At 60.9% G+C, this 23,504-nt stretch carries 19 protein-coding genes and 1 pseudogene; 16 read left to right on the forward strand and 4 right to left on the reverse strand.

Features of this window, described 5'->3' with window-relative positions:
- Positions 1 to 3: 3 nt before the first annotated feature.
- Positions 4 to 750 carry a gluconate 2-dehydrogenase subunit 3 family protein gene (locus tag AA098_RS15240; protein WP_004374959.1) on the reverse strand — a complete coding sequence of 249 codons (747 nt, stop codon included), beginning with the start codon at positions 748 to 750 and terminating at the stop codon, positions 4 to 6.
- A gap of 278 nt (positions 751 to 1,028) precedes the next feature.
- On the opposite strand from AA098_RS15240, the gene AA098_RS15245 reads away from it, so the two are divergent.
- The 16 genes and pseudogenes from AA098_RS15245 (at position 1,029) to AA098_RS15320 (ending at position 20,985) form a co-directional block, all read left to right on the forward strand.
- Positions 1,029 to 1,718, forward strand: a complete 690-nt coding sequence (locus AA098_RS15245; protein ID WP_004374962.1) for a histidine phosphatase family protein — start codon at positions 1,029 to 1,031, stop codon at positions 1,716 to 1,718.
- Positions 1,719 to 1,720: 2 nt separating this feature from the next.
- Entirely contained in the window at positions 1,721 to 2,557 is an 837-nt protein-coding gene (locus tag AA098_RS15250; protein WP_004374964.1) for a phosphatase PAP2 family protein, read from the forward strand.
- Between the two features lie 217 nt (positions 2,558 to 2,774).
- Positions 2,775 to 3,623, forward strand: coding sequence for a type IVB secretion system protein IcmH/DotU (gene icmH / locus AA098_RS15255; RefSeq protein WP_064614657.1), 849 nt, complete (start codon positions 2,775 to 2,777; stop codon positions 3,621 to 3,623).
- A 13-nt stretch (positions 3,624 to 3,636) separates the two neighbouring features.
- Complete coding sequence (locus AA098_RS15260; protein WP_064614663.1) at positions 3,637 to 5,814, forward strand: type VI secretion system Vgr family protein; 2,178 nt, start codon at positions 3,637 to 3,639, stop codon at positions 5,812 to 5,814.
- Complete coding sequence (locus tag AA098_RS15265; protein WP_064614665.1) at positions 5,814 to 6,692, forward strand: DUF4123 domain-containing protein; 879 nt, start codon at positions 5,814 to 5,816, stop codon at positions 6,690 to 6,692. Before AA098_RS15260 ends, AA098_RS15265 begins: the two co-directional genes overlap by 1 nt.
- 14 nt (positions 6,693 to 6,706) lie before the next feature.
- Positions 6,707 to 9,379 (forward strand): T6SS effector BTH_I2691 family protein, encoded by a 2,673-nt coding sequence (locus AA098_RS15270; RefSeq protein WP_064614667.1) that lies wholly within the window; start codon positions 6,707 to 6,709, stop codon positions 9,377 to 9,379.
- Positions 9,379 to 10,509, forward strand: a complete 1,131-nt coding sequence (locus tag AA098_RS15275) for a DUF6708 domain-containing protein (protein WP_064614670.1) — start codon at positions 9,379 to 9,381, stop codon at positions 10,507 to 10,509. The genes AA098_RS15270 and AA098_RS15275 overlap by 1 nt, the downstream gene beginning before the upstream one ends.
- A 66-nt stretch (positions 10,510 to 10,575) precedes the next feature.
- A pseudogene (locus AA098_RS15280) lies at positions 10,576 to 11,388 on the forward strand (hypothetical protein); the annotation flags it as partial.
- A gap of 103 nt (positions 11,389 to 11,491) precedes the next feature.
- Positions 11,492 to 12,472 carry an IS5 family transposase gene (locus AA098_RS15285; protein WP_064613796.1) on the forward strand — a complete coding sequence of 327 codons (981 nt, stop codon included), beginning with the start codon at positions 11,492 to 11,494 and terminating at the stop codon, positions 12,470 to 12,472.
- A gap of 319 nt (positions 12,473 to 12,791) precedes the next feature.
- Entirely contained in the window at positions 12,792 to 13,919 is a 1,128-nt protein-coding gene (locus tag AA098_RS15290; protein ID WP_064614672.1) for a DUF6708 domain-containing protein, read from the forward strand.
- 259 nt (positions 13,920 to 14,178) lie between these two features.
- A complete protein-coding gene (locus AA098_RS15295) occupies positions 14,179 to 15,507 on the forward strand; it encodes a hypothetical protein (RefSeq protein ID WP_004576577.1) in 1,329 nt (442 codons plus the stop codon).
- Positions 15,508 to 15,539: 32 nt separating this feature from the next.
- On the forward strand, positions 15,540 to 17,771 hold the full coding sequence (locus AA098_RS15300) for an Ig-like domain-containing protein (protein ID WP_003253792.1): 2,232 nt from the start codon (positions 15,540 to 15,542) through the stop codon (positions 17,769 to 17,771).
- Between the two features lie 15 nt (positions 17,772 to 17,786).
- Positions 17,787 to 18,260, forward strand: a complete 474-nt coding sequence (locus tag AA098_RS15305) for a curlin-associated protein (protein ID WP_004576576.1) — start codon at positions 17,787 to 17,789, stop codon at positions 18,258 to 18,260.
- 16 nt (positions 18,261 to 18,276) lie between these two features.
- Complete coding sequence (locus AA098_RS15310) at positions 18,277 to 19,722, forward strand: curlin (protein WP_003253796.1); 1,446 nt, start codon at positions 18,277 to 18,279, stop codon at positions 19,720 to 19,722.
- 146 nt (positions 19,723 to 19,868) lie between these two features.
- Entirely contained in the window at positions 19,869 to 20,528 is a 660-nt protein-coding gene (gene alkB / locus AA098_RS15315) for a DNA oxidative demethylase AlkB (RefSeq protein ID WP_019751428.1), read from the forward strand.
- Positions 20,529 to 20,697: 169 nt separating this feature from the next.
- The gene (locus tag AA098_RS15320; protein ID WP_003253801.1) at positions 20,698 to 20,985 is read left to right on the forward strand and encodes a hypothetical protein; all 288 of its coding nucleotides are present in this window, start codon (positions 20,698 to 20,700) and stop codon (positions 20,983 to 20,985) included.
- A 96-nt stretch (positions 20,986 to 21,081) separates the two neighbouring features.
- Here the strand turns inward: AA098_RS15320 and AA098_RS15325 are convergent, their stop codons facing one another.
- The 3 genes from AA098_RS15325 to AA098_RS15335 all read right to left on the reverse strand — a co-directional run bounded on the left by AA098_RS15325 (position 21,082) and on the right by AA098_RS15335 (position 23,496).
- Entirely contained in the window at positions 21,082 to 21,342 is a 261-nt protein-coding gene (locus AA098_RS15325) for a DUF1652 domain-containing protein (protein ID WP_033725899.1), read from the reverse strand.
- 297 nt (positions 21,343 to 21,639) lie between these two features.
- The gene (locus AA098_RS15330) at positions 21,640 to 22,527 is read right to left on the reverse strand and encodes a pirin family protein (protein WP_004576573.1); all 888 of its coding nucleotides are present in this window, start codon (positions 22,525 to 22,527) and stop codon (positions 21,640 to 21,642) included.
- A 96-nt stretch (positions 22,528 to 22,623) separates the two neighbouring features.
- Complete coding sequence (locus AA098_RS15335; protein ID WP_064614674.1) at positions 22,624 to 23,496, reverse strand: alpha/beta fold hydrolase; 873 nt, start codon at positions 23,494 to 23,496, stop codon at positions 22,624 to 22,626.
- Positions 23,497 to 23,504 lie beyond the last annotated feature (8 nt).

The following is a 23,504-nucleotide window of genomic DNA, read 5'->3' on the forward strand; positions in this document are numbered from 1 at the left end:
GCCTCAGGCCCTCTCACCACGGATCGATACAGCCGGGAACGGGTAAGGCTCATTGCGCTCGACCCAGTCCATGAAGTCGGCGCGGGCGCCGGGGAAGCCGATCTGGGTCCAGCCGACCATGCCTTTGTTGCCGCCATGAATCGGGTCGCAGAAGAACCCTTCGCGCGTGTTTTGCACCAGCAGGCTGAAGAACACCTTGGCCGGAACGGTTTCGAAAACCAGCTCTCCTGCCTCCAACTTGCTGAGAATGCGGTCCCGGGTAGCGCTATCTTGCGCAGCAAAAACCTGTCCGCCATTGGCCTTGCACCAGCCGTCCACGGCAGCGATGCCCAGGCGGTAGATTTGTTGCGGGCTGAGCTGCAGCTGGTAGCCCAGCTCGGGCGGGGCGTCGGCGTTGAAGGGCCCTTGCATGTACCACTGTGCGCCAGTCGCGTAGGGGGTGTTCATTTGCCGGTCGATAAATTCGGCGGCGCCAGCTTCCAGTGCCCCTGGGCCAAGCTCATCGGCCGGGATGATGCGCGACACAGCGGCTTGTACAAAAGCCCATTCTTCGGCGCTGAAGAATGTCGGTTGATAATTGCCCGCAGGCGGCGTGGCCGGCACTTTCGGTTGCTGATGCGGTTGCGGGGCCGCAAGCAGCTGGCTGGCGCCCACGCCAAGCCCTGTACTGGCCACTGTAACGACAGGGATCAGGGTCAAGGTCTTGCGCAGAAAATCCCTGCGCGGGTTGTCTGGGGCATGCTCAGGCATTGCGAATCCTCATCGGCTGTGGGGGTGGCCTTGATAAGCGCCATCTGATTTTCAATAAAGAGGTGATCTTGATAGGCCATCAAGAAGACAGCCGAATAATCTAGCGCGTTCAGACAGGTTTTGAAACCGGTTTCATTTTTACCCTCTCACCCGGCTTGACCTCCACCGCACGCCCATCAGCGCAAGGCTTTTTTCACACCCACCTCACCCTCTGCCGACATTCCACTGCCTACAGTGCCGACGCTCTTGCATGGAGCAGACTGACTGGAGTGGCAAACATGCTGCACGACGTGATCGACGACTCCCCCGCTTCACGGCTTGGGCCAATATACCGATGGCCTTGGGGCACAGCGCAATGGGTGGTGTTGTGCCTGCTGCTCTTGCTCGACGTAGCGGCAGCCTGGGCTCAGCAGCGCGCGGCCATCCCCAACCTGGGCAATCCCCATCACCTGCAGCACAGTGGGCTGTATACCGATTGGGCGAAAGGCTCGGTGATTGTCGTATTGCGCCATGCCGAACGCTGCGACCGCTCCAGTGAGGCGTGCCTGAATGACCCCAGCGGCATCACCGTCGCGGGCAGGCAGGCGACCACCGATATAGGCCTCGGGTTGCAACACCTTGGCCTGGGCGCAGTTGATGTCTGGACCAGCCCAGAGGTGCGAACCCGGCAGACCGCACAAGCCATGTTCGGTAAAACCATTGCCACACAAGACTGGCTTAATCAGTGTGACGGCCACTTTGCCGAAAATGCCTTTGCCCTCAAGCGAAAAGGCCACAACCTCGTGCTGGTCAGCCACAGCGGCTGCATGGAGCAACTGGAGCAGGCACTCAAAGCGCCTTCTAGCGCAACAGCGAACAGCTATGCCAGCGCCCTGTTCATCACGCGTGGCAACGATGGCAAGACGAAGGTGCTGGGCCAAATGGCGGCCAGTGAATGGCACACACTCATTGATGCCAAGGAACTCTGAACATGCCCTCCCGCGCCACCTTCTACCGCAACAACCTGCTGCTGCCGCTATTGCTGGCCGCCATTGTGTTCATGGCCTTCGACCTCACAGACTTCGATCGCTGGATCAGCAACCTGCTGCTTGACCCGGCCACTGGCCAGTTCCCGCTGCTGCACAACCCGTTATTCGAGAAAGTCACTCACAAATGGCCACGCATCCTGCCGGACTGGACCGGTGAACTGGCCGTCATAGGCAGCTTGCTGTCGTTCATCTGGCCGCGCTTGGCCAACCGCCCCCAACTGGGCCTTGCCCGGGCGCTGGAAAAGGTCCGTATTGCACCGGTGCTGCGCTTTACCACCCAACACCGACGCGACCTGTTGTTCGTGGTGGTAGCGTTCGCGCTGAGCACCACCGTGATTCACTACCTGAAAAGCCATACCAGCGTGTATTGCCCTGTGGAAACCACGCTGTATGGCGGTTCGCAGCCCCGGGTCGAATGGTTCGAAAACTTCTCTTTATGGAGCAAGCCCGGCGATGGCCGTTGCTGGCCGGGTGGCCATGCATCCAGCGGGTTTACGCTGTTGGCGCTGTATTTCGTGGCCCTGCGCCATCGGTGGGCACATGCTCGCAAGTTGTTGGTGGCCATTCTGCTGATCGGGTTCGTGTACGGCACTACCCGAGTATTACAGGGCTGGCACTACATGTCTCATACGTTCTGGGCCGGGATCTTTGTCTGGCTTACAACCTGGGCAACAGCCTTGCTCTTCTATGGACGCATCGCGCTGCAGGCGGCTGAACTTAGCCCAGTCCTATCTGATGCTGCGCCGCAGCACTTGCAGACGTGGTCACAACAGTCATGAGAAAAATCAGCCCTCTATAAAACATCACTCATTTTTTGACAGAAATAATTAGACAACAACTTCCAAAGAAACTTCCTACAATGCTTTAGGAACTTTCAATCTCCCACAAAAATTGATTCCTAGTTACTCTTCAGGCTTTCGCAACTGCTAATGCCCGACCGCATGGACGCGGGGGGCCACCGCGAGTGTTTGAGCTGCCAAGAGACGAGGATCAAGGATGCCCAAAGAGTCCGACCGCACTGGCAAACCAGTGCCCCCCCCCCAAAAGCCAATCCTGCTCGAAGACATAAACGAAACCCCACCGCCTCCTGACGGCGCGGGTCCTGAATACGCAACCGATCTACCCGGCTACCCGGCCGATCCAGACTTTCAGCTACGCGGCGGCTACGACAACCTCATGCTCGACGCGGCAAGCCAGCTGTTCGGCCTGGTCATTCGCCTGCGCACGCTGGATGACCTGCCCAACATCCAGTTCGTGCACAAGACCGTGCAAACACAGGTCAGTACTATTCGCGAAGAAATGCGACAGCACGGCTATTGCGCGATCCATCAGGAAGTCTATTCCTACGCCCTGTGCCTGCACCTGGACGAGGCCGTGATGACCCGCCCCTGGGGCCAGAACTCGTGCTGGAGCCACGAACCGCTGCTGAGCATCTTCCACGACGAAACCCAGGGCGGCGAAAAGATCTTCGTGCTGCTCGAGCGCATCATGCAATCGCCAAAGGAATTCCAGGATGTGCTGGAGTTCCTGTACTTCTGCTTTTGCCTGGGCCTGCAAGGCAAATACGCCCTTGACCCCAAGGGCGATGAAATCCTCAGCGCGCTGATCAGCCGGATGCACAAGGTCATTCGCCAACTGCGTGGCCCCACGCCGCAAACAGTGAGCGACCCCTATAGCAACGTCGTCCATTGCCCCCACCGTATGCGCCGCTGGCAGTGGCCCTGGTGGACCCCGCTGGTCATTTCGGTCATCGCCATGGTCTGCGCCTACAGCTACTACAGCTACCGCCTCGACCTGCTAACCGCCGAAGTCCTCGAATCGCTCAACGCCATTCTGCAGCAGTAACGGGGGACGCCACATGCCCAGCCAATCCGATTTGCGCTTCACTTTCCAGCCGCTGGTTGGCCGAAGCGAGTTTGAGGTGGTGTCGTTCGAGCTGGACGAAGCCATCAGCTCACCGTTCCAGCTGCAGCTGGAGCTGATCAGTTTCGAAGACGATGTCGACTTCGGCCAGCTCCTCGACAAACCGGTGCTGTTCACCCTCTGGCAGGGTGAGCGCCCGTTGCGCTACGTGCACGGCCTGATCAGCACCTTCAGCCAAGGGGAAACAGGCTTCCATCGCACCCGTTACCGCGCACTGGTCGAGCCCATGCTGGCCCGCGCCGGGCTGCGCTCGAACTGGCGCATCTTCCAGCAGAAAACCGTGCCGCAGATTCTCGAGATCATGCTCAAACGCCAAGGCGTGAATGCCTACGAGCTGAAGTGTCTCGACCCGCATCAGGTGCGCGAATTTTGCGTGCAGGCCGGTGAAACAGACCTCGACTTCATGGCCCGCCTGGCCGCCGAGGAAGGCATTGTCTACCGCTTCGAACACACGCCGAAACAGCACTTGCTGGTCATCACTGACCGGCTGCTGGCGCTGGGCCAGATCAGCCGGGGGGCCATCAAGACCGATGATGAGGATGAAGGGTTTCACAATGACGACGTTGGCCCCGATCAGGTGCTGTACCGATCCGTTGGAGGCGGCGATCAGGCCAGGCCTTGCCTGCGGCGCTTGCGTTACAGCGAACAGGTGCGAACAGCGCAGCAGGTGCAACGGGACTACACCTTCACTCATCCGCAATACCGTCAGGAACACAGGGCGTACGACAATAGCAACACCCATCAATCGCTGAACTATGAGCGCTTCGACTACCCCGGCCGATACAAGCGTGATGCGGTCGGGGTTCCGTTCACTGCCACCCGCCTTGCGGCCCTGCGCCATGATGCGCGCATTGCCGAAGTGGAAGGCGACGATGTGCGCCTGCAACCGGGGCTGAGCTTCACCCTCATCGAGCACCCGCGTGAAGACCTCAACGTGCACTGGCGCACGGTCAGCGTGCATCACGAAGGCACCCAGTTCACCAGCCTGCAGGAAGAGGCCGCCGGCTCGCAGCAAGGCACCCGCTACAAACAGAACGCATTGCTGGTTCCCGGCAGGGCCGAATGGCGCCCGGCCCCCCTGCCCAAGCCACGCATCGACGGCCCGCACATGGCGACGGTGGTCGGGCCCAAGGGCGAGGAAATCTATTGCGACCAATGGGGCCGCGTGAAAGTGAGCTTTCCTTGGGATCGGGAAAGCGAAAACAACGAGTTCAGCTCCTGCTGGGTGCGCGTGTCGCAAGGTTGGGCGGGGGGCAGCTGGGGTTCGATGGCCATCCCGCGCATCGGCCAGGATGTGATCATCCAGTACGTCAACGCCGACCCGGACCAGCCGATGATCACCGGGCGCACCTATTGCGGTAACCAGTTGCCGCCCTATGACCTGCCCGAGCACAAGACGCGCATGACCATCAAGAGCCAGACCCATAAAGGCGAAGGCTTCAACGAGCTGCGCTTCGAGGATGAACTGGGTCGGCAGGAGGTGTTCATTCATGCCGAGCGGGACCAGAACAACATCGTCAAGCACGACGAAACCACACGCGTGGGTAACGATCGTACCGAACGCGTCGAACGAGACGAGACGATTTCGATCGGTCAGGACCGTCGCGAAGACATCGCCCGTGACGAATCTGTTGGCATCGGCCAGAACCGGGTACACGAAATCGGCAACGACGACAGCCTGAGGATTGGTCGCAACCACAGGATCACCACAGGCAAGGACCGAATCGAACAGGTAGGGAACCACCGGCAGGACATCACCAAGGCAAACCACACGGTAGAAATCGGCGGCCACCGCGAACAGGTGGTTGCCGGTCACAGCACGTTGCAAACGGGCGAAGCCATCCGGCACACCACCAAGGTTTATGACATCCAGGTCAGCGAAAGCCTGACGATCCGCAGCCCCGCGGGGCTTTTGAGAGTCGACGGCGCCGGTATCACGCTGGACGGCCTGGCGCTGGCCTTCAAAGGGCCTGTCAGCCAGCAGGCTACGGGTAGCAATCGCGTCACTTCAACGTCTGGCGTACCGGCGCCGGGCGAACCCATTTGCCTCAGCTGCCTGCTCAAAGCGATCGCCGACGGCCACACCATCATTCGCATGGAAGGAGCAAGCTGATGCCCAGCCCATTTGTCAGAGCAATGGTCGATGTGCTGCGGGCATCCGATCACTATCGCCTCAGCGCCATCGTGGAAATGGCCAACTTGACACCCGAGGTGCAGGAACAACTGACCGGGCACTACACCGGCCGCTGCTGGCCACTGCTGCAGCAAGCCCAGTTCAGCAACCTGCGGACAGCAGGCCCTTGGTTGTTCGGTTCGCGCCTCGGTTCCGATGTCTCGGCCCAGTACGACTTCCAATGGCAACTTGAACAAGGTGCTGCTGGCGCCGTGTGCGGCTGGATAGTCAGCGCGCTTCCCGCTGCCCGGCTCGCCGGACACTTGAGCCACGCCAACATCGTCACGGGCACGGACGGCCATTCGTACCTGTTGCGCTTCCACACCGCCGCGGCTCTGCTAGTGCTGGACAGGCACCGTGAGCTGCCTGGGGTTAGCGAATGGCTGGCTCCCATCCATCACTGGTGGGCCCCTGTGGCACACCCGAGCAAGCGGTTGTGGATGCAGATATCCGGCGGTAATCAGCCTCAATCCACGCACTGTCCGCCAATCACGTTGAACGAAGCGTGTTGGGCCGAACTGGCGGGTGACCCGCTGAGCTATCAACTTGCCGAGTTGCTCAAGAACGAGCAGTCCTGCCCGACCTTGCACGCTGCCTGCCACGGCACACGGGTTGGCTTGATTCAGCACTATCTGGATCAGGCGCGCGCGCAAGGCCTGGGGCGTGAAGAAGACCTTATCAGCTATGTGCTGATGCTGGCTCGCGGTGGCGAACAGCTCAGTAGCTCGCCAGCCTGGCAGGAGGCGATTGCCGCCACGCGCGAGCAGCAGACATCCCTGATGGACAACGTGCAGCGCTGCCTGCGCACCAAGGACTGAGGCACAACACAACCATGGACTCACTCAGCGAAACCCTCGAACTGTGCAGGCGCATCACCTCCGGCTACCGCCCGGCCCTGCGCAACAGCCCCGTCGCCGACTGCACCCGCCGCTTCGAACTGCTGCCCCTGCGCTACGCCGCCGTCGGCGGCAACCCGGCACAACGTGCCCGCCTGCCCAAATTGCCAGGCTATCTCAGCCCGTTCCAGGAGGTCGGCGAGCTGACCCACTCCAGCTACGCCATCCGCCCTTTGCGCGAGGGCTTTCTCTACCTGCTGATCAAGCGCCATAGCGCGCCGGCCTACGAATGGCACAGCCAGTACCGCGTGGCGCCCAATGGCTCGCTGCTGTACATCAGCAGCGACGCCCCCTGGGCGCCTGCCCCCAGCGCCGGCAATCTGGATGAGATCCTTCGCGGTTTCGGCTGGACCATCACCCTCTACGACCTGGATGACATCCAGGAGCTGCGCCCATTGTTCAGCCCTTCCCCGCTGACCCCGCGCATGCTCGACAACTACCGCCTGCTCGACGACGACTACCGCAGCAGCCTGCCCACGATCGATATCGCCCGCTTCATCCAGCCCTCCGACGCCCCGCCACAGCCCCACGTCCTCAAGCATGACCAACTGAACTGGGTGGCCGACTTCAAGGCCCAAAACGATGCAGACCTGCAGGCACTGCTGGACCTGCAGCCGTTCAACAACGACCAGATCGTCTCGCCGCACGCATCACGCCAAGCGCTGGCACCGCTGGTGAACCACAGCAAACCCCGTGGCGCCGCCATCGTCATCGAAGACGCCATCGGGATCACCCAGGAGCTCAACGCCTGGCGCAACGCCGCTGTCGAGGATGTGAAGACCCAGTGGCTGGCGCGCACCGTGGAACCCGGGGTGGACAACGAACGCAAGCTGCTGGTCGCGCAGTCGTTCCTGGAAATCGAAAAACTCTACCCGCAGATGGTGGCCGAGCAGATCGTCAAGCGCGAAGTCATGGCCGAAAAAGTCCGCAACCAGCCCCACCTGCATCCCGAGATCTACTTGTTCTCCGAACGGGCCAATCAACAGGCCGATGCCCATGATGAACGCATGAAGCCCCACCTGGCGCAGTTCGAGCGCGAGGTCCGCAGCAAAGTCCAGGCCCGCCAGGATGCCGGCGAGTTCCGCAAGCGGTTCGACCAGAAATACGGCCACCTGGTCGACCGCCAGGCCATGCACGATCAGCTCGACGGTTTCGAGCAGGCCATGCAACACGCCCAGCAAGCCGCCGAGGACCGCGCCAAGGACCATACCCGCTGGGTGGCCAGCGAACGCTTGTTGCAGGCACTGGACCGCTACGACAACGCCGACCTCATCAACGGCCTGGCCTTTGCCGAACAGACCGGCCAGTGCGTGATCGGCATGGAGTTGAGTGAAGGGGGCACGAAGGTGCTGGACCACTGGTGGCGCAGCGACGTGGCAGACCGGGGCAACCTTGCAATACGCGGCATCACCTACAACCAGGAGGACCTGCGGGAAGCACTGGCGGCGCTGCTGGAAGCGGCTAAAAGCGAACCACAGTCAGCGTCATCCTTCGCCCTGCCGGAAGCACTTGCCAGGCAAGCCCATGCCGCTGCCAATGCCTTTGGGCGCATCAACACCCTGTACGAACAGATGCAGGCACAGAGCAGCACGGCCAGCATCGGCCTGTATGCCTGGTACGTCGCGCTGGGGCGGCAAGTGCTGCGCACCGCGACCCCCAACAGCATGGACCGCGCGTTGCACCAGGGTTTGCGGCTGACCTTGTTCGCTTCGGTGCATGAAACGGCTGTCGATATTCGCCTGAGTGAAGCTGCACGTAGCGGGCAGCCCATTGACCCACAACGCAGTGCAGGCCAGGTATCAAGGTACCTCGACCAGGCCTGGGCTGAAGGGTTGATGCAGGCCCGTAACAGTGACTTCTACAAAGTGCGTGTCTCCGGGCTGGTGTGCCTGCTGGAGGGGATGCTGATGGCCTTTAAAGCGCGCGAACTGCCTGACAGTGATGCGCGGGTGAAGACCGAACTCCTGGCGGCCGCGATGACCACGGCTGCGGCGGGCTTTGAAGTTGGAGCCAGCTATGTGGACCAGGTGGTCGCGCGGTACGGCGCGAACAGTGTGACCGGACGAGGAGCAGCGGCCGCTTTAGGGCGCTTGAAACTATGGGGCGCCAGTTTAGCTGGCACCGGGGGTTCACTGCTGGCGTGGTGGGATTTCACTGATTCGGTTGAGCATTTCAAAAGCAGCCAGAGTGGCGCTACCAAGCAGGTTCAAAAAAACTCCAGACTCTTGTCGGCTACTTATTTTGTAAGAGGGGTCGCTACAGTGACTCTCTCACTTGCTGAGTTAGGAACGGCCGTTGCGACTGCAAAACCTTTTTTCGACTACCTTTCTCAAAATGCCAAGACCAAGCTCGTCAGGATGCTATCCACCTCCTTGGGAGCACTTGCAAAGAAGCTCGGCACGCAGGCTGCTCGGTTATTACTTGCGCGCCTCGTTCTTGGGGCGTTCTGGATTGGCCTGGTCTTCACATTGATTATTTACATACTTGAAGACGATGCTTTGGAAAAGTGGTGCAAACGCAGCAGCTTCCGCCTTGCAAAAAACTCAAAACCGTTTGAAGAACAAGAAGAGCTGAAGACCCTGCACTCCGCATTCAGCGAGGTATTGTGATGTATCTGATCGAATGGGGTTTTTGGCAAATGGCTACTGAATCCGAAGCCGCGCGAAAAGCATATGAAGCAGAACTGACACCGAACGAAAAGCGTCAAGATTTATATGAGGGTGACCTGACTGAAGAAATGCACTTCCAATCCGTTAGTAAACAACCCTATGCAAGAGGACCTGTTTTCGCGTTCAGCGACACTATTTTAGAAATGCGCTGCGGAGGTTCAGAAGAGAAGCGTGGACTTATTACGCTCGCAACGCTCGGCGCTGTCGCCCCGGCCATTGCTGTGGGACTAATGATCACCACTGGATTTTTATGGATGGACATCACCGATCCGGATGGGCGTTCCGTAATCACTATTTTTTCAACACTTATAATGCTCTCAGTCAGCTCTACCTTAGTGTATCTTTATTCAAAGTATGGAATCCACTTAACCCGACTAGAAATGCTGACTAGCCGTCACTTGCTCATTCGTTTCAATCGAGTAACCCAACAAGTTCACCTACATCGACCGAAATACTGCGGTGGAATCGTAACTTTTCCATGGAATGCAACCGGAAGCACTGGCTTATATCCAGAAGATGACTCACTCAGCATGGGCACGCGACTCGGCCTGGTCTGGCACCCCAGCCGCACCGGCTTACCCCACATGGAAATGGCCCTGCTGGGCAAACAAGGCCAAGGCGGCAGCGAACTGCGTGATGAGTGGGAATTCATCCGTCGTTACATGGAAGAAGGCCCACACGCCGTCCCCCGCCCCCGCCTGAGCACCCAGCTACCCTCACCCGTCCAGGCATTCAGCGCCCAGTTCGAAGGCCTTGGACGTTTCTTCCGCAAAAGCAGCTGGCTGTTCAAAGTTGCGCTGCTGTTTGTCTGGCCCGCGTTCGTCATCATCGGCACCGGCCACTGGCTCAGCCTGCTGCTGTGCTGGCGACCGCGCTGGCCGAAGGTCATCCGCGAGGCCGGCCTGCCCGGCAAGCCAGTCCCACCCGTGACAACCCTGAGCGACTACCCACCCGCAATCCAGGCACGCTTGCTCGCCAACGCCGACCGCTGGCAGCTCAAGCCCGGCAAGCGGCCGGAGAAAAAGCCACGCAAACCGCGCACGCCCAGAAGGCCCAAGGAGATCAATTGATGCCATACATCATCCTTGCAGATGGAGCGTACCCATGGACTCTTTGAACCATCACTTCCTGCTACCGCCGAGGACCGCGCCAAGGACCATACCCGCTGGGTGGTCAGCGAACGCTTGTTGCAAGCGCTGGACCGCTACGACAACGCCGACCTCATCAACGGCCTGGCCTTTGCCGAGCAGACCGGCCAGTGCGTGATCGGCATGGAGTTGAGTGAAGGGGGCGCGAAGGTGCTGGACCACTGGTGGCGCAGCGACGTGGCAGACCGGGGCAACCTGGCAATACGCGGCATCACCTACAACCAGGAGGACCTGCGGGAAGCACTGGCGGCGCTGCTGGAAGCGGCTAAAAGCGAACCACAGTCAGCGTCATCCTTCGCCCTGCCGGAAGCACTTGCCCGGCAAGCCCATGCCGCTGCCAATGCCTTTGGGCGCATCAACACCCTGTACGAACAGATGCAGGCACAGAGCAGCACGGCCAGCATCGGCCTGTATGCCTGGTACGTCGCGCTGGGGCGGCAAGTGCTGCGCACCGCGACCCCCAACAGCATGGACCGCGCGTTGCACCAGGGTTTGCGGCTGACCTTGTTCGCTTCGGTGCATGAAACGGCTGTCGATATTCGCCTGAGTGAAGCTGCACGTAGCGGGCAGCCCATTGACCCACAACGCAGTGCAGGCCAGGTATCAAGGTACCTCGACCAGGCCTGGGCTGAAGGGTTGATGCAGGCTCGTAACAGTGACTTCTACAAAGTGCGTGTCTCCGGGCTGGTGTGCCTGCTGGAGGGGATGCTGATGGCCTTTAAAGCGCGCGAACTGCCTGACAGTGATGCGCGGGTGAAGACCGAACTCCTGGCGGCCGCGATGACCACGGCAGCGGCGGGCACAAGCTGCTCGCCTACTGCTTGCACGTTTAGTCTTAGGGAAATCCTGAAAAAGACTTCCTGATTTTGGCAAAATACCCGGACTCCACCCGCCGAGTTTTCCGATGAAGCAAATGACCTTCGCCGACGCCGAGTACGCCGGCAAGCGCAAGCAGACCCGCAAAGAGCTGTTCCTGATCGAGATGGATCAGGTGGTGCCGTGGAAGGGGTTGATTGCCCTGATCGAGCCGCACTACCCGAAGGGTGAAGGCGGTCGTCCGGCGTATCCGTTGATGGCGATGCTGCGCATACATCTGATGCAGAATTGGTTTGGCTACAGCGATCCGGCGATGGAGGAAGCGCTGTACGAGACCACCATCCTGCGCCAGTTCGCCGGGTTGAGCCTGGAACGCATTCCTGATGAAACCACCATCCTCAACTTCCGTCGCCTGCTGGAAAAACATGAACTGGCGGCCGGCATCCTCGGTGTGATCAACGGTTACCTGGGTGATCGTGGTCTGTCGCTGCGCCAGGGCACCATCGTCGATGCCACACTGATCCATGCGCCGAGTTCGACCAAGAACAAGGACGGCAAGCGCGACCCGGAAATGCACCAGACCAAGAAAGGCCAGCAGTTCTACTTCGGCATGAAGGCGCACATCGGCGTGGATGACGAGTCGGGCCTGGTGCACAGCGTGGTGGGTACGGCGGCCAACGTTGCGGACGTTACTCAGGTCGACAAGTTGCTGCATGGCGACGAGAACGTGGTTTGTACGGACGCGGGCTACACCGGCGTTGAGAAACGTCCAGAGCATGTCGATCGTAAGGTTATCTGGCAGGTGGCGGCACGCCGCAGCACCTACAAGAAACTCGATAAGCGCAGCGCGTTGTACAAGGCCAAGCGCAAGATCGAGAAGGCCAAGGCCCAGGTGCGCGCCAAGGTCGAGCATCCATTTCGCGTGATCAAGCGGCAGTTTGGCTACACCAAGGTGCGTTTCCGGGGGCTGGTGAAGAACACCGCGCAACTGGTGACGCTGTTCGCCCTGTCGAACCTATGGATGGCACGCCGACATTTACTGACGAATGCAGGAGAGGTGCGCTTGTAATGCAGAAAATGGCGCGGCGAGGTGCTCGCTGGGGCCAGAAACACCGAAATAAGCGGGCGATTTGATCGTTTTTTGATCGGTTTACCGCTTTCAAAATCAGCGTAGGCTGAAGTCAGTCAGAAATACAGGGCTATTTCAGACCATCCTTAGGTGCATTTTGGATCGGACTCATCCTGACACTCATAATCTATATTTTGGAAGATGACGCGTTAGAGAAGTGGTGCAAACGCAGCTGCTTCCGAACTCATAAAAATATCAAGCCCTATGAAGAGCAGGAAGAACTGAGCGCCCTACATTCTGCTATCAGCGAGGTTTTATAATGTATCTTATCGAATGGGGATTCTGGCAGATGGCAACTCAGCCAGAAGCTGCACGTAGAACGTACGAAGCAGGGATGACACCAGCAGAGAAGCGCGCAAATAGAGATTTTTATGAAGGCGACCTGAATGAAGAAATTCACTTTTGCCAGGTAAGTGAAACACCCCTCCTACGCGGCCCTGTTTATGCATTCAATGAAACCTACATGGAAATGCGCTGTGGCGGCTCAGAAGAGAAGCGCGGCCTCATTACGCTAGTCACGATCGGCGGAGTACTGCCTGGGATAATTTTCGGAATCGGCATAGCTGTCGGTTCCATCTGGCTTGATATCACCCAACCTTATTCAATCTCCTTTATAGCAGTCTTACTTACAGCTCTCTTGGCTTCAGCTTCAGGAGCAGCATTGTATTTTTACCTGAAGTACGGCGTAAAAATCTCGCGACTGGAAATGCTGACCAGTCGGCATCTACTTATTCGCTTCAATCGAATAACTCAACAGGTCCACCTCCATCGACCCAGCTACTGTGGTGGCATCGTCACCTTCCCCTGGAAAACAACCGGCAGCACGGGCATTCGCCCAGAAGATGATTCGCTAAGCGTTGGAATACGACTCGGTCTAATCTGGCACCCCAGCCGCACCGGCCTGCCCCACATGGAGATGGCCCTGCTGGGCAAACAAGGCCAAGGCGGCAGCGAACTGCGTGATGAGTGGGAATTCATCCGCCGTTACATGGAAGAAGGCCCACACGCCGTCCCCCGCCCCCGCCTGAGCACCCAGCTACCCTCACCCATCCAGGCATTCAGCGCCCAGTTCGAAGGCCTTGGGCGTTTCTTCCGCAAAAGCAGCTGGCTGTTCAAAGTTGCGCTGCTGTTTGTCTGGCCCGCGTTCATCATCATCGGCACCGGCCACTGGCTCAGCCTGCTGCTGTGCTGGCGACCACGCTGGCCGAAGGTCATCCGCGAGGCCGGCCTGCCCGGCAAGCCAGTCCCCCCCGTGACAACCCTGGGCGACTACCCACCCGCAATCCAGGCACGCCTGCTCGCCAACGCCGACCGCTGGCAGCTCAAGCCCGGCAAGCGGCCGGCGAAAAAACCACGCAAAACACGGGCCTCCAGATCGCAAGAATAACCGGCCGCGCCTACTGCCTGATCCTGACTGTATTCAGCGATCGGCTCTACATCGAAAACCGGGTTGAAATTACCGGCCCCCAATCCCCAACCTTGGGGGAACGCTGCCCACCGCCAGCCGCTTGCAAAATCCCTCGCGGAGAGGCTCGCCCCTTGCCCCCCAAGGCCTGCAGCGCAACTTTCAGATATTGGCACAGCTCTTGCCGATCTCCTCCCAGACGCCCCAAGTCCATGGGCCCGTTTGCAGGAGGAATTGACTCATGCACCGACCGATACCCCACCCGCTGGCAGTGGCGATTTTCGCCGGCATGCTCCAGCTTCCCGCGCAGGCCGCCTTGAACGCTGTCGATCCAGGCGCTTACGTCCCTGCCAATGGCGGCTTCCCCGCCTGGTACCAGGACAGCCACGGTCGTACCCTCGACCTGTGCCTGACCAAGGCCGTCAGCTCCCGGGTCGCCGGCGCACCTGGTGCACCCTCATACATGTGCACGCTGCTGCCCACGCCTGGTGTGTTCGACGATACCCAACCCATCGTCTTCCCCACCAACTTCCCTGACGAAGCGTTCTGGTTCACTGCCGACGCTGCAATCGTCGACGCCGCCCGTGGCATCGACCTCAGCTATGGCACGGCGATCGAAGCGGCATTCGCTGCCGAAGAACCTGTCGAGGGTGACCAGGTCAGCTTCGCCCGGGTCCGTATCCGGGTCGACGTACCCACCGCGGGCACCTACGTGGTCACCCACCCCTATGGCGTTGAAGTGTTCGATGTGCCCGTTGCGGGGCGCCGGGCGATCAACATGACCCGTGACATCGGCATCGCCGGGGCAGGCGACTTCACCGGCGCACTCAAGGGTGATGTCGGGCCGTTTCTGCGCAGTGTCAACGGCCCCTACACCGAAGGCAACGAGCGCTTCATCGGCGACCCGAACCTGGAAGAGCGGGTCACCGGCAGCCCATTCAACACCAACTACGTACGCATTGAGGGCCCTGGTGGCATCGACCTGCGCACCGAGCTGTTCGCTGTCTCGGGCAAACTTTCCGAAGTGGCCCTGCCAACCCCGCTGATGCCACAACGCAGCACGTACTCACGCCATACCGAAAACGGCGACCTGATCGCCCAACAAGACATTTTCGTGTTGGCCCCGCCGCCACCGGCAAGCGTCACCCTGACCAGCCAGACCCCCAACCTGAGCCTCACCGAGGCCAACGGCACCGGCGCCTGGTACGCCCAGTCAGTCCTCAACCCGGCGGCCGGAACCCTCGTGACACTTTCCGCTGACAACAGCGTGGCAATCCCGACCAGCAGCCTGACCACCAGCAACGTCCCCCTGACCGACCTGGTCACCATCACACAGGCCCAGTACCGCTTGTCTACCGGCGAGCTGACCCTGGTGGCCAACACCAGCGACGAGACCACACCACCCGTACTTACCGCGCATACCGGCAACGGCACGTTGATCGGCAACCTTGGCGGTACCGGCGCCGTGAAGACATTGAGCATGACCCTCTCGCCCATTCCGCCGGCCAAGGTGCAGGTCACCAGCGCCAACGGTGGTAGCGACACCGAAGACGTGGTGCTGGTGCCATGAACAGACAAAGGCTCAGCCTTCAAGGAGGCAGCATGAACACTTGGTCGCGCCGTGCGCTGTTGGCCGCCGGTTTCTCTCTTACCGTTACCAGCGCCGCGTTTGCCGCGCTGTCTGATGTCGACCCGGGGCCCTACACCTTCGCCACGGGTGGCTATCCGATGTGGTACAAGGACAGCCTCGACCAATCCCTGGAGCTGTGCCAGTCGCGTGCCACCAGCACCCGTGCGCCAGGCGCACCAGGGGCGCCCGCCTACATGTGCACCTTGTTGCCCGAGCCCGGGATCTATGACGATGCCCTGCCGCTGGTATTTCCAGATAACTGGCCACCCGAGATGTTCTGGTTCCTGGCCGAAACCTCGATACCACAAGTAGGTAACAGCGGTTATGAACTGGAGGTCTACGTTGCCGGTATAGAGGCAGCCTTCGCGGCTGAAAACCCGGTAGACGGTGATCAGCAAAGCTTCGCCCGCATCCGTATCCGCGCTTCGGTCCCACGCACCGGTACCTACACCATCACGCACCCTTACGGGGTGGAGACGGTCAACGTCACCACGGCAGGTCGTCGCGCGATCAATATCACCCGGGACATAGGCATTGGCGCTCCCGGCAACTTCCGGGGGGCGCTGGGGGGGGCGATCGGCCCTTGGCTGAAGGGGGTTGGCGGGCCGTATACAGAGGTCAATCCTGACACTGGCACCACCGAAACCTACATCGGCGACCCCAATATCACCGAAGCGGTAACCGGTAGCCCCTTCAATACCAACTTCGTGCGCATCGAAGGGCCCGCGGGCGCCATTCAGACCAACACGTTCACAGTGTCTGGCAAGGTGCTGGACCCGCGAGCACAAACCCCGGTCACGCTGGAGCGCGCCACCTACTCGCGCAACGGCAGCGGTACCCGCGTGGAGGTGTTCGCCAAGGCCCCGAGTGAGGCCAGCCTGTGTATGCGCAATGGCCTGGCACTGATCGGCACGCCGCCTTCGCCTTGTCAGTTCACCCTGACTTCGGACAACAACGGTTTGTTCTTCAGCCAGCAGTTCAACCAGTCGGTGCCGCCAGAGGTGGTGGTTGTCACCGCCAGCAACGCAGTCGGCGGCACCCAGCCGACTGCGCTCTCGAGCAAGCTCAGCGACGTGGTCAAAGTCAGCACCGCACGCTACGACTGGGCCAACAAACGTCTGTTGATCGAGGCCAGTTCCAGCGACGAAGTAGCGGTCCCCGACCTGCTCGCCCAAGGCTACGGCCGCCTGTCGAAATCGGGCACACTGCAAAGCATCACGGTCAACGACTTGGCGCAACCGCCCGCCACCGTTACGGTCAAGTCTGCCCGCGGCGGTAGTGATGTAGAGCCAGTGATCGTGGTCGGCAACGCCCCGGTCGAGGCCGCCAACCAGCCACCGCTCGCCCAGGCCGATGTCGGCAGCACCAGTGTCGGTGTACCGATCACACTCAACCTGCTGCTGAACGACAGCGACCCGGATGGCAACGTGCCGCTGACCATCAGCGACCTGACCCAACCTGGGACCGGCCTTGGCGGCGTCGTGATGAATGGCACCACCTCGGTTACCTACACGCCGCCGACCGGGGCCACACAACCGCTGGTAGCCAACTTCAGCTACCGGGCGGTGGATGCCAAGGGGCTGAAATCGGAACCGGCCACGGTCACGATCAACGTCGCACCTAACCAGGCACCGACTGCCAACCCGGAAACCGTCGCCACCTTGGGCGTGCCATTGACCATCAACGTACTGGCCAACGACACCGACCCAGAAGGCAACGTACCGCTGAGCGTGACCAACATCACCCAGCCGGCCGCCGGCCGCGGCACGGTCAGCACCGACGGCACAACCGTCACCTATACCCCACCGGCCACTGTAACCACAGCCTTCACCACCACCTTCACCTACCAGGCACGTGACTCGCTGGGGGGGCTGTCCACCCCAGGTACGGTCACCGTCAACGTGTCGCCTCGGCCTGCCGCTGAAACCTTCGCCGTCACGGCAGCCACGGTCACGGCGCGCTCCAACAACCGTTACAACTGGGACATCAGTGGCACCTCGTCGGTGACCACCGGCAATACCGTAACCGTGCGGGTAACCACGACTACCGGCGTCCAGACCTTGGGTACGGCCACGGTAGCGCTGACCGGCCGCTGGCGCCTGGCGGTGAGCAATAGCACCACGATCATCCCGACTGCGGCACCGACGGCGACGATCACAACCAGCCAAGGCACCACGCGCACCGTCAACGTAGTCGTGCAGTAAAAGCCGGAGGCTTCGATGAAACGGCTGTACTCCCTGTTGCTCTGCCTGGCCCTGGCGGGCCAGGCCTGCTGGGCAGAGGACCTGATGGACAATGCCGACCTCGCACCCGGCAACGACCTCGGTGAACCCGTGATCATCCGCCTGCTGCCGGCCGGTGCCGGCCAGGCTGCGGTGATCGAGCAGCAAGGGTCAGGCAACCGCGCCGCCATCGACCAGAACGGTCAGGCCCTGCTGGGCCGTATCGTCCAGTCCGGCGGTGCCCAGGAAGCGTACATCTTGCAGGAAGGCAGTGACCTGATGGCCATCATCCGCCAACAGGGAAATGGCAACAGCGCGTCGATTCGCCAGAGTGGCAGCAGCAACAACGCTGCCATCGAGCAGATCGGCAACGACAACAGCGCCAGCATCGTGCAGTCCGGCTCGGGGCTCAACAGCTCCGTGACCCAGGCTGGCAATGGCCAGCATGTTCAGATCACCCAATACCGATAGACCTGGAGGCACCACCATGTACAAGCTCGCTCCGTTAAGTGCCGCTATCGTCCTGGCCCTCGCAGGTCAGGCCATGGCTGCTGACAGCACCTCGTCCCAGACCCAGGACGGCAAGGAAAACATCGCCGAAGTCTCTCAGACCCAGGCATCCTTCGCCTCGGCCACCCAGAACCAGACTGGCAAGGGCCACAACCACCTCGCCGTGCAGACCGAAAGCACCAGCGATATTCAGCAGAGCGCCACCGGCCAGTACAACGCCGGCTACGCTGAGCAACTGTTCGAGAACGGCAGCCAGATCACCCAGCACGCCGGAGGCAGCTACAACGATGCCTTCGCCAGCCAGTCGATAGGGTCAAACAACGAATCGCTGCAAACCCAACAAGGCGTCGGCAATAAATCCACCGTGTGGCAGGACAGCCAGGAAGGCAGCAAAGCCACCAGCTGGCAATCCGGCCAGCGCAACGAAGCGTTCATCGAGCAGACCTTCGGTGGCAGCAACAACCGCAGCACCGTCAACCAGACCGGCCAGGACAACTACGCCGCCGCCGAGCACCTGAACCATATCGATGGCGATATCCAGGTCTATCAGGATGGCCACGACAACTGGGCCTATGGCGACCAGCGCGAAGGCACCGGTGGCACCATTGCCATTGGCCAGTACGGGGGCGGCAACTCCGTGGAAGTGTGGCAGGACACACAGATCGGTAGCCAGGCCTCCGTAGTCCAGACCGGCCAGTCGAACGAAGGCTATATCGACCAGAGCTTCGGCGTCAGCAACAAGGTCAGCCTGTCGCAGCAAGGCAATGCCAACGCCAGTTGGTCGGACCAGTTCGAGACCAACAACTCGACCACCACCATTACCCAAACCGGCAACAACAACCTGCATTTCACCTATCAGAATGGTGAGAACCTCAACCTGACCATCAACACCCAAGGCAATGGCAACAGCATCACCGCCAGTAACTGGAAAGGCGCCAAGATGGGTGGCCAGTTCGGCACCAACCAGAACGCCACCATCAACCAGACGGGCAATGGCAACGGTGTCAATCTGACCCAGAAGGGCGCTGACCAGCAGGCCACGTTGACCCAGACGGGTAAAGGCAACCAGATGTCGACCAAGCAGGATGACGTCAGCAACGAGCTGTACTTCGAACAGAACGGCACTGACAACATTCTGATCGCCGACCAGCGTGGGACCGACAACTATGCCTACGGCAGCAGCCAGGGCACCGGCAACACCATCACGCTCGACCAGTCCGGCTATAGCAACCAGAGCTACACCAACCAACTCTACGGAAGCGGAAACGAAGCCACCATCAAACAGACTGACAGCATCAACGTCGCCTACGTGACCCAGGGAGGCCAAAGCAACAAGGCGTTCGTCGACCAAAGTGGCGTCGCCCAATCCGCCACCATCACCCAGCTGGGCAGCGCGAACCTGGCCACTGTGACCCAGCAGTAAACCGCTCCCCCTTGAACCGCGGTGCTCCTCTCCCTGGTGCCGCGGTTCCTTTTTCTGTTATCCCGCCCTCTGCAATCGTTCGATCCGATCGGCGTGTGCGATCCCTTGACGTGTATCTGTCGGGTACAATGGCAAACCGCTCGAAGATGTGCAGCCGCATGATCCAGTCCGACCTCGACCTGTTCGGCGCCCAGCCGCAACGCCTGGCCAGCCACACCGTGCTGCTGCCCGGCTTCGCCCTGGCCGAAACCGAGGCGCTGCTCGATGCCCTGCGTCCGGTGCTGCGTGCTGCGCCGTTCCGGCACATGTACACCCCAGGAGGCCTGCGCATGGCAGTGGGCCTGACCAACTGCGGTACGCTGGGGTGGGTGAGTGATCAACATGGCTACCGGTACAGCCCCAGCGACCCACTCAGTGGCCAGCCCTGGCCCGCCCTGCCCCCGGTTCTGCTCGCCTTGGCCTCCCGCGCGGCAGCCATGGCCGGGTTTGACGGTTTTGTGCCGGATGCCTGCCTGGTCAACCATTACCTGCCAGGCACACGCCTGAGTCTGCACCAGGACCGCGACGAGCAGGATTTCGGCCAACCGATCGTGTCGGTGTCGTTGGGCTTACCGGCGGTGTTCCTGTTCGGCGGCCTGCAGCGTGCCGACAAGGCTCAGCGCATTGCGCTGAGCCACGGCGATGTGCTGGTTTGGGGCGGCGAAGACCGCTTGCGCTTCCACGGCGTGCTACCGATCAAACCCGGTGTGCATCCGCGCCTGGGCGAACGGCGGATCAACCTGACCTTGCGCAAGGCGGGTGCCTGAACAGGGGCCGTCATCTGCCACCCCGCGCAAAACAAGATGAACGCACATGAAACACATTGAACATCTTGGCCAGGCAAGCTTCGAATGATAAGCCGCCTTTCTTTTGTCTGGAGCCTGCCATGCCCAACCCGCCTGGTTCTTCGAGCCGTTGCAACGGAGCCATGTACCGATGAAGATGCCTGGCCGCGCACCCAATGCTTCGCTGCAGCTCGATTACGTACGCGACACCCTGTTCGGCCCGGTGGCGCAACGCGTGGAATGCCAATGCCAGCTCGCCGCCCTCAACCTGCAGGGTCGCCCAGGGCTGCGCCTGCACGTGTGCCCCCCACTGCCTGACAAGATCGACCGAGCTCACAGTGTGGCCTTCGTCTGGGATGGGCGGAGTTACCACGGCGTGGTTCGCGAGAAGGGAAAGTGCGGCGACGGTGGATTGAACCTGCTGCTGGAACTGCAATAAGCCGATCAACGGGGGTTGTGGCTGCCTGGGCGCATGCCAGCGCGTTGCTTTCAGCAGCCCGGCCAGCCTTGGCTGACCGGGGCACGACAGGCGCGCTCAGGCAATCGCCTTGAGTGGCGCCGGGTGGTTGTCACGCAGCGCATGCAGCTGCTCCACCAGGTTGACCAGGTCACGGCAACTGTTGAGGTTTTGCAGCGCGACCCCGCTGAGGGTCACACCCTGATCGAGATCCTGGCCCTGGCCCAGGCGGATGGTCAGGTTGGCGCCGTCCGGGCAGCTGACTTCACAGCGGTCTGGCAAGCAGGCCTGCTCGATCAGTTGCCGCATCTCTAGTATCGAAACGCCTATCAACGACATGGTACGACCCTCTCTGTGGGATGGCCTGTTGTTTGGGAGTACGCCTTTGTCGGGCGGGGCGCCAATTGATATTGCGCATGCTCGGCCAGCTGTCCATGCGCCCGGGCAATGAGCTTGCGGGGGATCCTTTAGCACCTTAGTGGAAGATTCTCCGCGAGGGCCGAGTGTTCGACTGCATTAGCAGACTTGACGACGAGTGGTCTTGGTCAGCAACGCGTTGACCAATGTCCAGCCGGGTGGCCGTGGGAAGATGGCCTGCCAGCGACAGGGCCGGGACAGGCCACCCAATCAACAGGATCAGTGCGCGGCACCTCCCCTCTCATCCTGCATCTGCCCAAACCGCCCGGCATGGAAATCATCGAACGACTCGGCAATCTCCGCCTGGCTGTTCATCACGAACGGGCCGTAGCCGACGATCGGCTCATCGATTGGCTCACCGCTGAGCAGCAGCACACTTGCGCCGTCCAGCGCCTCGACAGCTACGTCTACACCCTCCCGGTCGAGCAGCACCAGGCTCGACGGGCCTGCTTCGCGCTCGCTATTGATTCGAACGTTACCACGCAACACCACCAGCGCTGCATTGCGCCCGGCAGCAACCGGCAACTGCAAGGCCGCGCCGGCGTTGAGCCGCAAATCCCACACGTCCATCGCGGTGAAGGTTCTGGCCGGCCCGTGGTGGCCATGGTAGTCACCGGCAATCACTCGCAAGCACCCGGCATCACCGTCAAGCGCTACCACCGGAATGTCGCCGGCCAGCAGCGTCTGGTAGCCAGCCGCTGCACGCTTGTCCCGCGCCGGCAAGTTCACCCACAGCTGGACCATTTCCAGAGTGCCGCCACTGCGTGCAAAGTCCGGGGAATGAAACTCTTCATGAATGATCCCGTTGGCAGCCGTCATCCACTGCACGTCACCTGGGCCGATCAAGCCGCCAGCACCGGTGGAATCACGGTGCTCCAGTTCACCTTGGTAGACGATGGTCACGGTCTCGAAGCCGCGATGCGGATGCTGGCCTACACCGCGTCGTGCTTGGGTCGGGGCGAAATCATGCGGGCCGGCGTAATCCAGCAGCAGGAACGGGCTGATCCGGCTGGCCAGGTTGTCGTAGGTGAACAGGCTGCGCACCGGGAAACCATCCCCCACCCAATGGGCGTGAGGGCTGCGGTGAATACCCAGAATCTTTTTCATGAGAAGGCTCCTCTCTTGGTTGAGGTAACCTTATCAATGATGCCAATCAAGCGGTAGACGGCTGAAATGGCATGCATCGTCCCATCTGCAGAACAGTCAACCCTGCAAAAAACCGAGCACTTGCTCGGCCGCCATGGCCGGGTCTTCCTGCATTAAACAGTGCCCACCGGGAACTTGCCGTGCGGTCACATTGCGGTTTAGCAGCGCCAGGCGATTGACCGAACGTGGCACAAAGGGATAGGTGTCTTCGCCATACAACACCCGTGTCGGCGTCCTGATTGCGGCCAGACTGGCCCACATGCGTTTAGGGAATGAACTGAAGATATCCACTTCACGGCTGGGCCGGCACTTGAGCACCACGGCCTCGCCACACTCACCGATGGCATGCTCGACATAGGCCTGCAGCGCCGCATGGGTCCAGCCTTTGAAGATGCCGCGCCCTTCCAGCGAGGCCAACGCCGACTCGCGATCGGGCCAGTGGCTGCGGCGGGTGGCAGCCTTGCGGGCCAGGGCGTGGCGCTGATGCAGGCCGACCAGGGCGGCCGCCCCCATCACGCCGATCATGCGTCGGCTGAACAGTACCGGGTCGAGCAGCACGGCACGGGCGAACAGTTGCGGCTCACTGCCCAGGATCAGCCCCGTAAGCACGCCACCAAAGCTGTGGCCTACGGCAAACCGCTGTACGTCGCCATACTCGCCACGTCCGCCCTGAAAGGCCTCCACCGCCAAGGCAGCGGTGCGGTTCCAGCCGCGAAACACCCCACCATGGTCACTGTCCCCATGGCCCTGAACGTCGCAAAGCCACAGGTCGAAATGCTCGCCCAGGCGCATCAGCAACGGTTGGTAAGCCAGACAACAGAAGCCGTTGCCATGCAGGAAGTGCAGCAGCGGTTTGCCACTGGCCGGGGTTCGCCAGCCACGCAGGGTGAAACCTTCGGCGCATTCGTGGGACCAGGGAATCAACTGCATCGGCTTAC

This window comes from Pseudomonas sp. JY-Q (assembly GCF_001655295.1).
Classification (GTDB): Bacteria; Pseudomonadota; Gammaproteobacteria; order Pseudomonadales; family Pseudomonadaceae; genus Aquipseudomonas; species Aquipseudomonas alloputida.

What these genes read in the sequence shown, in the direction of transcription:
- AA098_RS15240 (WP_004374959.1), bottom strand. Translation starts at nt 750, where the DNA reads ATGCCTGAGCATGCCCCAGACAACCCGCGCAGGGATTTTCTGCGCAAG.
- AA098_RS15245 (WP_004374962.1), top strand. Translation starts at nt 1,029, where the DNA reads ATGCTGCACGACGTGATCGACGACTCCCCCGCTTCACGGCTTGGGCCA.
- AA098_RS15250 (WP_004374964.1), top strand. Translation starts at nt 1,721, where the DNA reads ATGCCCTCCCGCGCCACCTTCTACCGCAACAACCTGCTGCTGCCGCTA.
- icmH (WP_064614657.1), top strand. Translation starts at nt 2,775, where the DNA reads ATGCCCAAAGAGTCCGACCGCACTGGCAAACCAGTGCCCCCCCCCCAA.
- AA098_RS15260 (WP_064614663.1), top strand. Translation starts at nt 3,637, where the DNA reads ATGCCCAGCCAATCCGATTTGCGCTTCACTTTCCAGCCGCTGGTTGGC.
- AA098_RS15265 (WP_064614665.1), top strand. Translation starts at nt 5,814, where the DNA reads ATGCCCAGCCCATTTGTCAGAGCAATGGTCGATGTGCTGCGGGCATCC.
- AA098_RS15270 (WP_064614667.1), top strand. Translation starts at nt 6,707, where the DNA reads ATGGACTCACTCAGCGAAACCCTCGAACTGTGCAGGCGCATCACCTCC.
- AA098_RS15275 (WP_064614670.1), top strand. Translation starts at nt 9,379, where the DNA reads ATGTATCTGATCGAATGGGGTTTTTGGCAAATGGCTACTGAATCCGAA.
- AA098_RS15285 (WP_064613796.1), top strand. Translation starts at nt 11,492, where the DNA reads ATGAAGCAAATGACCTTCGCCGACGCCGAGTACGCCGGCAAGCGCAAG.
- AA098_RS15290 (WP_064614672.1), top strand. Translation starts at nt 12,792, where the DNA reads ATGTATCTTATCGAATGGGGATTCTGGCAGATGGCAACTCAGCCAGAA.
- AA098_RS15295 (WP_004576577.1), top strand. Translation starts at nt 14,179, where the DNA reads ATGCACCGACCGATACCCCACCCGCTGGCAGTGGCGATTTTCGCCGGC.
- AA098_RS15300 (WP_003253792.1), top strand. Translation starts at nt 15,540, where the DNA reads ATGAACACTTGGTCGCGCCGTGCGCTGTTGGCCGCCGGTTTCTCTCTT.
- AA098_RS15305 (WP_004576576.1), top strand. Translation starts at nt 17,787, where the DNA reads ATGAAACGGCTGTACTCCCTGTTGCTCTGCCTGGCCCTGGCGGGCCAG.
- AA098_RS15310 (WP_003253796.1), top strand. Translation starts at nt 18,277, where the DNA reads ATGTACAAGCTCGCTCCGTTAAGTGCCGCTATCGTCCTGGCCCTCGCA.
- alkB (WP_019751428.1), top strand. Translation starts at nt 19,869, where the DNA reads ATGTGCAGCCGCATGATCCAGTCCGACCTCGACCTGTTCGGCGCCCAG.
- AA098_RS15320 (WP_003253801.1), top strand. Translation starts at nt 20,698, where the DNA reads ATGAAGATGCCTGGCCGCGCACCCAATGCTTCGCTGCAGCTCGATTAC.
- AA098_RS15325 (WP_033725899.1), bottom strand. Translation starts at nt 21,342, where the DNA reads ATGTCGTTGATAGGCGTTTCGATACTAGAGATGCGGCAACTGATCGAG.
- AA098_RS15330 (WP_004576573.1), bottom strand. Translation starts at nt 22,527, where the DNA reads ATGAAAAAGATTCTGGGTATTCACCGCAGCCCTCACGCCCATTGGGTG.
- AA098_RS15335 (WP_064614674.1), bottom strand. Translation starts at nt 23,496, where the DNA reads ATGCAGTTGATTCCCTGGTCCCACGAATGCGCCGAAGGTTTCACCCTG.